The sequence below is a fragment of the Desulfomicrobium baculatum DSM 4028 genome, assembly GCF_000023225.1.
Classification (GTDB): Bacteria; Desulfobacterota; Desulfovibrionia; order Desulfovibrionales; family Desulfomicrobiaceae; genus Desulfomicrobium; species Desulfomicrobium baculatum.
In genome coordinates this window covers 3,469,042-3,481,929 of record NC_013173.1, presented here as the reverse complement: position 1 = coordinate 3,481,929, position 12,888 = coordinate 3,469,042, and the positions used below count along the sequence as shown (strand labels likewise).

Below are 12,888 nucleotides of genomic sequence, written 5' to 3'. Positions count from 1 at the left end.
CTTGGAAATGCTCTCAGGGCATTTGGGGCGATGGTGGTTACAGTCTTTGCAGCAGATGCTCGATCTCGGGCAGCGCGCGCTCTACGCATTTGCTGCCCTCTGCAATTGCTTCTTCGGCCCTGAAGAACTCCAGCAGGCCGATGTGCGAGAGCTTGGGCGCGAGCAGAATTTCCGGAGGGTCCCCGGCCAGACGGCTGCGCGTGATGCGCTCCTGAGCGATATTCACGGACCCGGCAATGGCGTCGAAAAGTCCCGGAGGTTCGTCTTCCTCTTCGGAATCAAAAAAGAGGGATCCTGCGTATTCCTTGACCAGATTCGAGAACGCTTCGGCCACGCCGTTCTTTTTCTTCTGTTTTGGCGTTTTTACCAGGTGCTTGCCCACGATGTCGCCGTTGAGGTTCACGGCGATGACCACGTCGGCCCCCAGCGCGCGACAGACGGAGACCGGCACGGGGTTGACCAGCCCGCCATCCACGAGCCAGCGGTTTTCATGGCGTATGGCCGGAAACAATCCCGGCAGGGAGATGGAAGCCCACACGGCCTCCAGCAGCGGCCCTTTGGTGAACCATATCTCGCGGCCAGATTCCAGGTCGGTGGCCACGGAGCCGTACTGAAGCTTAAGGTCCTCAATGCGGTCGTTCGCACCGGCCACGTGCTTTTCCAGAAATTTGCGTAGTCTCGATGTATTCACGAATCCGGTGAATGAAGAGGTGAGTTCAAAAAAACTTGCAGTTTCAAGCCGTGTCAGGGAGCGAACCCACTCTTCGAGTTTGTCCAGATTCCCGGCGGCGTGGGCCGCGCCGACCAGCGCTCCGACAGAGGTGCCGCAGACGATGTCCGGCCGTATGCCTTGCTCCGCCAGGGCGTTGATGATGCCGATATGGGCCCAGCCACGCGATGAGCCGCTGCCGAGGGCAAGGCCGATCTTGAGGTTTGAAGTGGTTTTTGTGCTCATCAGCAAGTCTCCGTGGGGTCGATCGTCGGGCTGCAAAGAATGAGGGTAAATCCGCCGTGAGGCGCGTCAAGGCCTACTTGGAAAAAGCCAGCCGGGCGCCCAGCCCGATCAGCAGACCTCCGCCCAGGCGCTTGAGCCAGCGGGCTCCCGGACCGCTCGCCAATCGCCGATGAAATGCTCCGGCGGCCATTGCCAGGACAAGGCTCCACAGCGTGCTGGTGGCGACGAAGGTCAAGCCCAGCGCCAGAAAGGACAGGCCGGGATGGGCGGCACTCGGCGCGATGAACTGCGGGATGAGGGCCAGGAAGAAGAGCGCCACCTTGGGATTGAGCAGGCTGGTTATCACGCCTTGGACATAGATGCGGCCCGTAGATTGTTTGGTCGATACCGCATGGGCCGCGTCATGGCCGTACGCCCGCAGCATGGTCAGGCCAAGATAGACGAGATAGACCGCCCCGGCCCATTTGATCATCTGGTAGGCCGTGGCCGAGGCCATGACCACGGCGGCCAGCCCCAAGGCCCCGAGCAGCGCGTGGATCACGCACCCGCTGGAGATCCCCAGGGCCGAGGCGACGCCTGCGGCGCGGCCTTGGGCCGTGCTGCGGGTCAGGATGTAGATGGTGTCCGGGCCGGGATAGAGGTTCAGGGTCACAGCCGTGATGATGAAAAGCGGGTAATGGATGACGTCGATCATTGCAGTCCTCGTTTGCAGGGTCTTGCACCGGAGGCGGCCAATGTGTAGCGCAGACTCCATGCATGCCTTCATGAAACTCCTGAAAAATTCTCCGGCCGGAGCGGTCTTCAACCCTTGGCACCACCGGGACCCGCTGCATGACGCGGCGGCCGAGGCGCCGATCATCCGGCGGGAACAGCTCGCCTCCTACATGGCCGAACGTCAAAAGGCCACGGTCATTCTCCTGGCCGAGGCCCTGGGCTACCAGGGCGGGCATTTCTCCGGCATTCCCATGACCTCGGAGCGCCTGCTCCTGGGCCATCTGCGGCACAAGGGGCTTGGCCCGGAGATGGTCTTTGCGCCCGCCCCCCGGCGCACCAGCCGCGAGGACGTGAAGGCAGACGGCTTCACCGAGCCCACGGCGACCATCGTCTGGGGGGCCATGCGCGAGCTGGGCATCGATCCGCGCGGCGTCATCCTGTGGAACGCCTTCCCCTGGCACCCGTACAAGCCGGACAAGGGATTTCTGAGCAACCGCACGCCCACGGACGAAGAAGTCATGCTCGGCCGTCCTGTACTGCTGGCCCTTACGGCCTATGCTCCGCAGGCCAGAATCCTGGCCGTGGGCCAGAAATCGGCCGCCCTGCTCGCGGCCATGGGCATCACCGCCCCGGCCCTGCGGCACCCGGCCAACGGCGGGGCGGGACTGTTCCGGACCCAGTTCGCGAAAGTGCTCAAAAAGGGGCGCGGGTAGGCTCGCCACGTTGACACGCCTTGGGCAAAGGGTAAGTCACTAAGCATCACAACCCCCTACCCATGTCCCGGAGGCGAGCATGAAATATCAGACCCCGTACACTCCCGATTTCAGCAAGCGCGACCCTGGTCCCGGCGTGGCCGAAGAGTTCCCCGCCCGCTGGTCGCCCAGATCCTTCGTCAAGACAGCCATCCCGGCCGAGGACCTCTGCGTCATCTTCGACGCGGCCCGCTGGGCTCCTTCGGCCTACAACGAACAGCCCTGGCGCATCCTGACCTCGACCGACGAGACTTTCGAGACGTTCCTGGGCCTTTTGGTCGAACCCAACCAGAAATGGGCCAAAAATGCCTCGGTCATCGGTTTCATGGTCGCCAAGAAGACCTTCACCCACAACGGCAAACCCAATGACTGGGCCATGTACGACTGCGGCTCGGCCTGGATGTCCCTGACTCTGCAGGCACGCAAGCTCGGTCTTTACACCCACGGCATGGCCGGGATCAAGAAGGACCCCATCTACGAGGTCTTCGGCATCGACAGAAACGAATTCGAGGTCGTGGCCGGGTTCACCATCGGCATCCTGGATGTTAAGGAAAACCTGGGCAAACCCTACATTGACTGGGAAGGCCCGTCCCCGCGCAAGCCCCTGGCCGAAGTCTGGAAACAGGGCGGCTGGTAAAAAACGACGGGCCGCGCTCCTTCTGGAACGCGGCCCGTTTGGTCTTTATGGCGTGATCGAGCTCAGGCGCCCATCAGTTTCTTGCGGAACATGAAGAAGGCTGCGCCGAGAATGCACAGCCCGGCCCAGACATAGTCCATGCCCGGTTTTTCTTTCATGTACAGGATGGAGAAGGGGATGAACACGGACAGGGCGATGCACTCCTGCAGGATCTTGAGCTGGCCGATGTTCATGACCTGATGCCCGATGCGGTTGGCCGGAACCTGCAGCAGGTATTCCAGGAGCGCGATGCCCCAGCTGGCAAAGGCCGCGATTACCCAGGGGGTCTGCGACAGGTTGCGCAGGTGTCCGTACCAGGCAAAGGTCATGAAGATGTTGCTGAGCGACAACAAGATGATGGTGGTGAGATAAAAGCGCATGTGACCCGCCTTGCCCTCGCATGGGCATGAACCGCAAAATTTTGATTGCGGCTTGATCTAGCAGGGCTGCGGAAAAACACAACGCTTTTCGTTAAAAATAATTCCTTTTATTTCAAAAAGATAAGATTGGTTTTGTGTTTTTCGAGTCGCCTCTCAGGGGCGTTTTAGAAAAATGTCTTCATTCAATCGGCCGCAAGGGTCGAAGGCCGCCTTTTTGGCGAAGTGCACGGCCAGAAAGGACGAGACCGTGGCCGCGGTGAAGATCGCGATCATGATCATGATCTGATAGACGATGGCAACGGCCGGAGAAGAGCCGCCCAGGATCTGGCCGGTCATCATGCCCGGCAGGGAGACGATGCCCATGGTCGCCACCGTCCCGATCTGCGGCCCGACAGCCGCGCGCAGGGCATTGCGCAGGAAGGGCCGCGCAGCTTCCGCCCCGTTTGCGCCCAGGGTCAGGTACTGGATGTGCACTTCCACATTTACGCGCAGTTCGGAAAAAAAGCGGTCCAGGGCCACGACATTGCTGCGCAGGATGTTGCCCAGCACCATGCCCATGAGCGGGACCAGATAACGCGCCGAGGTGATGGTGGCGAAATCGAAGACCAGCAGAAAACCGGCCAGGATGAGGAGCGCTGTCAGCAGGTGCGCGGGCAGGATCGTCCACAGGCATTTTCGCCATGACAAGAGGCTCTGGCGCAGGATCGAGCCCGAGGCGACCACGATCATGACCAGCACCCAGACCACGTTGACCAGCAGCATGTCGAGCCTGAAGATGTATTCCAGGTACACGGCCACCAGCGCCAACTGCACGGCCATTCGCGCCATGGAGATGAGCAGGTCGCGGGTCAGGCGCAGACGCAGATGCCGGAAGATGAGCACCGGGAAAACCAGAATGAAGGAAAATATGAGGAGGGCCGGAATGGAGATGGCCATTGTCTCGTTCATTTGCGCCTCCACAGTGTTCCGGATTCGAGGCAGACCTCGCTGAAACCGAAATCCAGCCACTCGCGGTTATGGGTCACGGCCAGTACGGTGCGACCCTTTTCCTGGGCAAAATGGCGGATCACGGAGCGCATGGACTCCTGGTCCAGGCTCGATGTGATCTCGTCCAGCAGACAGAAGCCGCGTTCAAGCTGCAGGCCCTGGATGATGGTCAGGCGCTGCTGCTCGCCGCCGGACAGGCGGGTGTAAGGGCTTTTTTTCAAGGCCGGGTCAAGGCCCAGGGCCTCCATGAGTCTGTCCTGTTCCTCCCTGTCCGCACGCAACGCCCGGTTGGCCGCGAAAGTGAAGGGCAGATCCAGGTATTCTTCGGCAGTGCCTTCAAAGGGTAGAGGCTTCTGGCCGATGTACAGAAAACGGGAACGATGGGCGGTCAGATCCGCTACCGTGACCTCCCTTTTGTTCCATAACACAGTGCCTTCATCCACGGGCTCGAACAGGAGGGCGACTTTCAGCAGCGTGGATTTGCCGCCGCCGGACGGTCCGGTCAGGGCCAGGTGTTCACCGGGCGAGACAGTGAGGTTGACCTGGTTCAAAATTACTCGCCCGGCTCGGCGCAGGGTTACATCGCGAAATTCCAGCATGGGGGGCTCCGGTGTGCAAAAGTAGCTCTCCCGGCCACATGACAATCATCTGTCAACGGGTCAAGGCATCTGTCAACGGGCCAAGGCATCCGTCAACGGGTCAAGGCGCAGAGATGGCGTGGAGCATGCTCCCGTCTGAGCGGCATGGCCCTGCGCGTGCCCGCAGGGTCAGGATGGTTGCGTTTGCCCGGCGATGCGTCTGCTTGCAAGGATGTGCGGTTGGTTGTCCGATCCAACAGCCCGCTGTCGTACGAACTGGCAATTTTTGTTATTGTATGGAAATATATGTAACCATAGATAAATTGTCATTACAGTCCGAACTTTATGACTTATTTCAAATAATGGAAATATTTAGTTCCAAACATGTTTTTGTTCCGCAGGCGAGTAAGGGATCTTTTCCTGTATCGAGGCCTGGCCGTGCGGGCCGCAAGCTTTGCCGGCTCGCGATTTGTGGGGATTCTTTGCCAATATTCCATGCGGGCCGCGTTTGTGGTAAGCTTTTTGCCAGTAAAAGGCTTTCTACCTCGTATTCAACACGGCATAAGGAGCGGGCAAATGATCGTAGGCGTTCTCAAGGAAATCAAGTCGCAGGAAAACCGGGTCTGCATGACACCGGCGGGAGTGGAAGTCATGAAGCAGCACGGACACTCCGTGTTGGTGGAAGCCTCGGCAGGCGCGGGCAGCGGATTCTCCGACGCCGACTACCAGGCTGCGGGGGCGAAGGTCGTGGCCGCTCCGTCCGAGATCTACGCCCAATCCGACATGGTCATGCACGTCAAGGAGCCGCAGCCGTCCGAATACGCGATGGTGCGCCCCGGACAGATCGTCTTCACCTATTTTCACTTCGCGGCCGATGAGAAGCTGACCCGCGAATTCATGAAGACCGGCGCCGTGTCCATTGCTTACGAGACCGTGACCGGTCCCCAGGGCGGCCTGCCGCTTTTGACCCCCATGAGCGAGGTCGCCGGACGCATGGCCGCACAGGAAGCGGCCAAGTACAACGAGCGCGTCCACGGCGGGCGCGGCATCCTGCTGGGCGGCGTGACCGGCGTGGCCCCGGCCACGGTGCTGGTTCTCGGCGGTGGCATCGTCGGCACCAACGCGGCCATGATGGCCGCCGGGCTAGGAGCCAAAGTCTACATTCTGGACATGAACCTCGATCGCCTGCGCTATCTGTCCGAAATCATGCCCAAGAACTGCACCCCGCTGATGAGCTCCCCGGCCATGATCCGCGAGCTGGCCGCCCAGGCCGACGCCATCATCGGCGCGGTGCTGGTCGTCGGCGCCAAGGCTCCCAAGCTCATCACCCGCGAGATGTTCAAGGACATGAAGCCCGGCTGCGTGCTTGTGGACGTAGCCATCGACCAGGGCGGCTGCTTCGAGACTTCGAGGGCCACCACCCACTCCGACCCCATCTATGAGGTAGACGGCATCATCCACTACTGCGTGGCCAACATGCCCGGCGCGGTGCCCATCACCTCGACCATGGCCCTGACCAACGCCACCCTGCCCTACGCCCTGCAGATCGCGGACAAGGGCTGGAAGACCGCCTGCAAGGAAAACGCGGGTCTCAAGAACGGCCTGAACATGGTCGGCGACAAGATCACCTTCAAGGGCGTGGCCGAAGCCTTCGGCCTGCCCTACACCCCGGCCGACTCCTGCCTGTAGGAATTATCAGCCTGCAGTGACCTTCATGGCCGCTTCCTTAACCGGGGCGGCTTTTTTCATGCGGCGTGGACAGATTCCTGCGCAGCCCTCGACGGGCTGCGGGCATGGGGGTATGCATAAGCAGCCGCGCCGAAGATTCAGAACTGGGCGGCTTTGCTCCGCAACTCTCCATCATCCAAGGAGGCTCCATGCGCCTCGCCCTGTTGTTTGTCTTTTTTCTCTGTGTGCCGGTCTTCGCCGCGCAGCAGGTCGAAATCATTGAACTGCGCCACCGCGTCGTGGAGGACGTCCTGCCGGTGCTCACCCCCCTGCTCGAGCCGGGAGGGGCTATGTCCGGCATGGCCGGGCACCTTGTCGTGCGCACTTCCCCAGCCAACCTCGAAGAACTCCGCAAGGTGCTGGCCGTCATTGACCGGCCGCCCCGCCAGTTGCGCATCCGAGTCAGCCAGAGCCGGGACGCCGTGGTCCGGCAGCGTGACGTGGACGTGTCCGGCCGTGTCCGCATCGGGGAGGGACTGGATATCGTAAGCCAGCGTGCGCCCAGGAAGGGTGAGAGCGGGGTCGAAATTCACGGTGGCGGATCCTCCGTAGGCGTATACGGCCGGGACACGCGCCGCAGCACGCAGAGCGGCGCGGACCAGTTCGTGCGGGTCATGGACGGGAGCGAGGCCTTGATCCGCATCGGCCGCTCCCTGGCCGTGCCCTTTCGCCAGGTCGCGGTCCGCCCGGGAGGGGTGAGGGTCAGCGAGGGTTTTGTCTATGTGGACGTCGGCCAGGGCTTTTACGCTCTTCCACGCTTGGCGGGAGAGAGGGTGAACATCGATATCAGGCCATTCTTTGACAGTCTTGCAGGTCATGGCCTCGATGTGGAAACGCAGGAACTTTCAACGACAATCACGGGGCGGCTTGGCGAGTGGATCGAGCTCGGCGGCAGCTCGCAGCAGGGGCGCGAGGAAGCGGGACGGCTCACGGGCGCCGGGTCGAGGGAGACCAGCGACACCCGCAGCGTCTGGCTGTTGGTGGATGAGGAGCGCTGAACCGCAGAGTTGCCTGGAGGATCACTTCTGTAGGGGAATCTGTAGTTCGACCAGATTCTCGGCGTTGTTCTGGTCGATCCATTCCACATAGACTTCGCGTCCCACGGGCTGCAAGGCAAGCCCCTGCTGCAGGGCCAGCGGGGTGAAGGCGCTCCAGGCGGGGCCGATTCCGTTTATGGGGCCGCGGTAATCCGTGCACAGGCATTCGTGGGCCGGAACCTCTTTGCATATGAACGCTCCCTGGCCGCGGCAGGCGTCCACGGGGAACGAAACCGTCAGGGAAAATTCCTTGTCCGGGGAGCCGTCGCAGCCGTCGTACGTGAAGATGCACGGGCCGGTGACGGCCATGCCTCTGCTTTCGGCCTCCGCCAGGAGCATGGGAATGACCTTGCCGGCAAATGCCGCGATTTCCGGGATGGTCAGCGTTGCGGCGGATTCAAGGACCATGGCGGCGGGGATGTTCTTGCGCTGGATCTGCATGCGTTCTCCTTGAGAGCCTTGTCAGGTTGAATTTACTGAAATGCGCCCATGATCAAACCAAGCTGGGTCTCGATGCGGATCGCTATGTCGACCATGTGCTCCGGCTGGACCGGTACCAGATCCATGACTTCCGGGCGGGCCTGGGGTGGTCCGCATTCGCCGCTGCACCCCAGTCCCATGGCATGGGTCAGGAGGTCGGCCAGATGCACGATGCCGGCCAGGGGCAGGTCCGCGGCTCGCGCGGGGTCATGATGGCAGCCCACGGTCCGGCTCAGGCCGCCGGGCATCCCCCAGCCGTCCAGAAGACGCTCGCCCATGTCCGCATGGTCGATACCGAAGAATAAAGCCTCTTCGGTCATCAGCGGCCGCTGGTGCTTGAGGGCGCTGTCTATGCAATAGCGGGAACGTTCGGGAAAGGACGTGAAAAAATAGAGCCGTCCGATATCGTGCAGCAGCCCGGTCACAAAGGCCTTTTCCGGTTGGGCCAGTCCGGTGACTTCCGCCAGGGTCTTGCAGGTCAGGGCGCAGCCAAGGCTGTGTTCGAGAAAGGAGCGCATCTCGATCACGGACTTGGGGATGACTCCGAACTGATCGACCATGAGCAGGCTGGAGGCGAGCATGCCCACTTCGCGCAGTCCGACGATGGATACGGCCCGGGAAACGGTTTCGACCTTGCGTTGGAAGCCGTAGAGCGGCGTGTTGACAAGGCGCAGGAGCTTGGCCGTGAGTCCGGGGCTGCGGGTGATGAGCTCGACGATTTTTGTGCTGGAGGGGTCTGGCGCGCTCAGGGCCAGATTGAGCTCCTGGGCCACGGCGGGCAGCTGCGGAGGCTCGAAGCCGTTCAGGCAGAATATAGGCAGTTCCTGAGGCAACGGCACCGGGTCGACAGGCCCCCGGCAATCGCGCAGCAGCGGGGGCAGGCCTCTCTCAATGCGCATGGCTTCGGCTTCGGTGCGCAGGCCCAGCAGCATCGGACCAGGCGCGACGCCCAGATCGTGCCCTGCATAGAATTTGTGCGCATTCTCGGCCGCCTGCTTCAACTGCTCGGCATTCAGGGGCACGCGCTCGTCCTCGACCTCGATATCCGTAACCCCGCGTTGAACCAAGGCCGCGACGGCGTTTTCAGACAGCGTCGCCCCCTTGGGGAAAAGAAGGCGGCCCGCCGTGTCCACGAGGTCGGCCGCCAGGATTTCACCGGGCAGGACCTGCTCGATGCGCTTATGCATGGTGTCCACTCCCTTCAAGATTGATGTGCGGGCAGGTACTGCTCATACTGCATTTATGTATGAGGAGAAATAAAAAAACGCAGCCGCAAGGCGTTTGAAACCACCAGGACCGAGCTCATGGCCATGGCCGTGCCTGCGAGCATGGGGCTCATGGTCGGTCCGCCGAAGATGTGCAGGAGCCCAGCCGCGACAGGGAGTCCGATGGTGTTGAAGGCGAAGGCCCAGAATAGATTCTGGCGGATGTTGCGCATCACCGCCCGGCTCAGGGACAGCGCCGTGAGCACGCCGGTGAGATCTTCCCGCATGAGCACCACGTCCCCCGATTCCAGGGCTACGTCCATGCCGCCGCCCATGGCCACGCCCAGATCGGCCCGGGCCAGGGCCGGGGCGTCGTTGATCCCGTCTCCGACCATGCCCACGGCGCGGCCCTCCTTCTGAAGATCGATGATCACCTCGGCCTTGCGGTCCGGCAGCACCCCGGCGATGACCCTCCCGATGCCGAGCTGACGGGCCACGGCCTGCGCCGAGCGCTCGGAATCTCCGGTCAGGAGCACAATCTCCATGCCCAGATCGCGCAGCCGCTGCAGGGCCCCCTTCGCTTCGGGTCGCAGCTGGTCGCTTACGGCCAACAGGCCCGCCAGACGCCCGTCCACCGCCACATGCACCACGGTGGCCCCGTTCTCCTCCATGCGTTCGCGCACGGCCTTGGCCTCTTCCAGATTCAGGTTTTCGGCCTGCATCAGCCGTTCGTTGCCTATGGCGACGGCGCGGCCTTCGACCACGGCGGTCACGCCCTGGCCAGGCACGGACAGGAAATCCGAAGCCTTGGGCAGGGGGCCCTGCACGGCGAGGACCACGGCCCGGGCCAGGGGGTGCTCGGACTGGGCCTCGATGGATGCGGACAGGCGCAACAAGGACTCCTTGTCGATCCCTGCCGCCGGATCGACCCAGACTTCGCTTAGCACCGGCTTGCCCACGGTCAGGGTTCCTGTCTTGTCGAAGACCAGGGTGCCGAGCTCCCCGGCCCGCTGCAGGGCGCGGCCGGACTTGATCAAAACGCCCAGCTGCGCGCCGCGTCCCGTGCCGACCATGATGGAGGTCGGGGTGGCCAGGCCCATGGCGCAGGGGCAGGCGATGACCAGCACGGAGATGGCGATGCGCAGGGCGAAGACAAAGGGCTCGTCGCTGAAAAAGTACCAGGCCAGGCCCGAAACCAGGGCCAGGACCATGACCACGGGCACGAAATAATAGCTGATGGTGTCGGCCAGACTGGCGATGGGGGCCTTGGAGCCCTGGGCGTCGCGCACCAGGCGTACGATGCGGGCCAGCATGGTATCCTCGCCGACGAGGGAGGCGCGCATGACGAACGCGCCCGTGGTGTTCAGCGTGCCGCCGTAAACGCGGCCTCCGGGACCGCGCCGTACCGGCAGCGGCTCGCCCGTGAGCATGGATTCATCCACATGGCTCTGCCCCTCCGCCACTTCGCCGTCCACGGGCAGGCGTTCGCCGGGGCGGATGCGCAAGAGGTCGCCGGGTTCGATCTCTTCCACCGGGATCTTGCGCTCGTTCTCGCCGTCCACCAGCGTGGCCGTGTCCGGAGCCAGGGCCATGAGCGCCCGTACCGCGCCCGTGGTTCTCGATACGGAGCGGGCCTCGAAAAATTTGCCCAGCGAGATCATGGCGATGAGCACGGCGGCGGATTCGTAGTAGAGGTCCATGGCCCGGGCCTGGGCGTCCACGCCCAGCCAGATCTCCACCGTGTTCCACAACGAATAGACCAGGGCCGCGCCCGTGCCCACGGCCACCAGCGAGTCCATGTTCGGGGCGCGGCGGGCCAGGGCGGGGAATCCGATCAGGTAGAAGCTGCGGCCGCTCCAGACCACGGGCAGGGTCAGCAGCAGCTGGGCCAGGGCGAAGGCTCCGGGCGCGTGCATGGGGTCGAGCCAGTGGGGCAGGGGCATGCCCCACATGTGGCCCATGGAGAGTACCAGAAGCGGCAGGGCAAAAGCCATGGACCAGAGCACGACCTTTTTTTTCTCCGCCAGACGGGCGTTGATGCGCTCTTCCTCGTCCCCGGCACGCTCCTTCTGCGGGATGCTCGTGGTGAAGCCTGCGTCGTGGATGGCCTGGCGCAGGGCGCGCTGCGAGACCAGGGCCGGGTCAAAGACGAAACGGCCGCTTTCCGCGCCGAGGTTGACGCTGGCCTCCGTCACGCCCTCAATGCGGCCGGTGACACGCTCAATGCGCGAAGAGCAGGCCGCGCAGTGCATGCCGCCGATCTTGAGCTCAAGCACGCTTTGTTCTGTCGGCGCCTCAACGGAAAAACCCAGCTCCCGTACCTGCTCCAATATCGTGTCCAAGGGCGCGTCTTGAGGATTGAAGCGCAGGTCCATCTCTTCCGTGGCCAGGTTGACCACGATCTGCTCCACCCCGGGCATGGCCCCGACCACTTTTTCGATGCGGGTCGAACAGGCCGCGCAGTGCATTCCGCCGACGGGTAAACGTATTGAACGTGATGTCGAGTTCATGTTTCTCCCCTGGATATATTTCAATTGTTTCGAAGCCTTTTGTACCTATTGACGTGCGTGTTGCAAGTGCGTCGTTGCGGCATGTGATTGACTGATCAATTGTATTCGCGTACCCAACCTACCTACAAAAATTCTTTTCCGAAACTCTTCGGGGCCTCATCGTTTCTTGAAAAACAAATTGGTTGTTCAACCAGGAGCCATCAATGCATTGGCTCCGCAATTTCGGAGGAAGTATGTCCGTTGATGCCACCATGCATGTCGTGCGTCCTGGGCGCCGGGATGCGTATCTCGACTGGCTCCAGATGCTTACCGGCGCCGGTCTTGTCCTGTTCATGTGGTGCCACATGCTGCTGGTCTCGTCCGTGGTCCTCTCGCCGCGCATCATGGACGCCATCGCCGAATTTTTCGAGGTCACGTACATGGCCCAGGTGGGCGGCCCCGTGATCTTCATCACCATGATCGTCCACTTCATCCTGGCCGCGCGCAAGATCCCCTTCCGCGCCGAAGGGCAGAAGACCATCTGGGCCCACGCCAAAATGATGCATCACGCCGACACCTGGCTGTGGGTGGTGCAGGCCGTGACGGCCATGATCGTGCTGATCATGGGCTCCATTCATCTTTTCGTGGTCCTTTCCGACCTGCCCATCACCGCCGTCAAATCCGCCGCGCGGGTGCAGGAGGGCTGGGGCTGGTTCTACCTGATCCTGTTGCCGAGCATCGAACTGCACGTCTCCGTCGGTTTCTACCGCATCGGTGTCAAATGGGGCTTCATCAAGACAGCCGACCGCCCCAAGGCCAAAAAGGCCGAAAACATCATGTTCGCCGTGTTCATGGCCATTGGTCTCGTTACCTTATTGCGCTTCGCATTTTTGGGCTAAAGGGGGAA

13 protein-coding genes are annotated in these 12,888 nt (G+C 62.3%); 5 read left to right on the top strand and 8 right to left on the bottom strand.

The features are described 5' to 3' along the window. Positions 1 to 37 precede the first annotated feature (37 nt). Both DBAC_RS15410 and DBAC_RS15405 read right to left on the bottom strand, forming a co-directional pair. On the bottom strand, positions 38 to 955 hold the full coding sequence (locus DBAC_RS15410) for a patatin-like phospholipase family protein (protein WP_015775242.1): 918 nt from the start codon (positions 953 to 955) through the stop codon (positions 38 to 40). Positions 956 to 1,028: 73 nt separating this feature from the next. Next, the gene (locus DBAC_RS15405; RefSeq protein WP_015775241.1) at positions 1,029 to 1,649 is read right to left on the bottom strand and encodes a LysE family translocator; all 621 of its coding nucleotides are present in this window, start codon (positions 1,647 to 1,649) and stop codon (positions 1,029 to 1,031) included. A gap of 40 nt (positions 1,650 to 1,689) precedes the next feature. On the opposite strand from DBAC_RS15405, the gene DBAC_RS15400 reads away from it, so the two are divergent. Continuing rightward, the gene (locus DBAC_RS15400) at positions 1,690 to 2,382 is read left to right on the top strand and encodes a uracil-DNA glycosylase (RefSeq protein ID WP_015775240.1); all 693 of its coding nucleotides are present in this window, start codon (positions 1,690 to 1,692) and stop codon (positions 2,380 to 2,382) included. A gap of 79 nt (positions 2,383 to 2,461) precedes the next feature. Then, positions 2,462 to 3,058: a nitroreductase family protein gene (locus DBAC_RS15395; RefSeq protein ID WP_015775239.1), complete on the top strand. Its 597-nt coding sequence runs from the start codon at positions 2,462 to 2,464 to the stop codon at positions 3,056 to 3,058. A 62-nt stretch (positions 3,059 to 3,120) separates the two neighbouring features. Here DBAC_RS15395 and DBAC_RS15390 read toward each other — a convergent pair whose 3' ends face one another. The 3 genes from DBAC_RS15390 to DBAC_RS15380 form a co-directional block, all read right to left on the bottom strand. Further along, positions 3,121 to 3,477, bottom strand: a complete 357-nt coding sequence (locus tag DBAC_RS15390) for a DMT family protein (protein WP_015775238.1) — start codon at positions 3,475 to 3,477, stop codon at positions 3,121 to 3,123. Positions 3,478 to 3,630: 153 nt separating this feature from the next. Next, positions 3,631 to 4,425, bottom strand: coding sequence for an ABC transporter permease (locus DBAC_RS15385; protein WP_015775237.1), 795 nt, complete (start codon positions 4,423 to 4,425; stop codon positions 3,631 to 3,633). Further along, positions 4,422 to 5,063 carry an ABC transporter ATP-binding protein gene (locus DBAC_RS15380; RefSeq protein WP_015775236.1) on the bottom strand — a complete coding sequence of 214 codons (642 nt, stop codon included), beginning with the start codon at positions 5,061 to 5,063 and terminating at the stop codon, positions 4,422 to 4,424. The genes DBAC_RS15385 and DBAC_RS15380 overlap by 4 nt, the downstream gene beginning before the upstream one ends. A gap of 555 nt (positions 5,064 to 5,618) precedes the next feature. Between DBAC_RS15380 and ald the strand changes: the two genes are divergently transcribed. Together ald and DBAC_RS15370 are read left to right on the top strand one after the other, a co-directional pair. After that, a complete protein-coding gene (ald, locus tag DBAC_RS15375) occupies positions 5,619 to 6,731 on the top strand; it encodes an alanine dehydrogenase (RefSeq protein ID WP_015775235.1) in 1,113 nt (370 codons plus the stop codon). Positions 6,732 to 6,835: 104 nt separating this feature from the next. Continuing rightward, positions 6,836 to 7,768: a secretin N-terminal domain-containing protein gene (locus DBAC_RS15370; protein WP_043811120.1), complete on the top strand. Its 933-nt coding sequence runs from the start codon at positions 6,836 to 6,838 to the stop codon at positions 7,766 to 7,768. Positions 7,769 to 7,789: 21 nt separating this feature from the next. On the opposite strand, the gene DBAC_RS15365 is transcribed toward DBAC_RS15370, so the two are convergent. Genes DBAC_RS15365 through DBAC_RS15355 form a run of 3 tightly spaced genes read right to left on the bottom strand, consistent with a single transcriptional unit; the run spans position 7,790 to position 12,002 of the window. Continuing rightward, positions 7,790 to 8,248, bottom strand: coding sequence for a GyrI-like domain-containing protein (locus DBAC_RS15365; RefSeq protein ID WP_015775233.1), 459 nt, complete (start codon positions 8,246 to 8,248; stop codon positions 7,790 to 7,792). Positions 8,249 to 8,280: 32 nt separating this feature from the next. Further along, on the bottom strand, positions 8,281 to 9,474 hold the full coding sequence (locus DBAC_RS15360; RefSeq protein ID WP_015775232.1) for an HDOD domain-containing protein: 1,194 nt from the start codon (positions 9,472 to 9,474) through the stop codon (positions 8,281 to 8,283). 53 nt (positions 9,475 to 9,527) lie between these two features. Further along, positions 9,528 to 12,002 (bottom strand): heavy metal translocating P-type ATPase, encoded by a 2,475-nt coding sequence (locus DBAC_RS15355; RefSeq protein WP_015775231.1) that lies wholly within the window; start codon positions 12,000 to 12,002, stop codon positions 9,528 to 9,530. 233 nt (positions 12,003 to 12,235) lie between these two features. On the opposite strand from DBAC_RS15355, the gene DBAC_RS15350 reads away from it, so the two are divergent. After that, positions 12,236 to 12,880, top strand: a complete 645-nt coding sequence (locus tag DBAC_RS15350; protein WP_015775230.1) for a succinate dehydrogenase/fumarate reductase transmembrane subunit — start codon at positions 12,236 to 12,238, stop codon at positions 12,878 to 12,880. Positions 12,881 to 12,888: the final 8 nt, after the last annotated feature.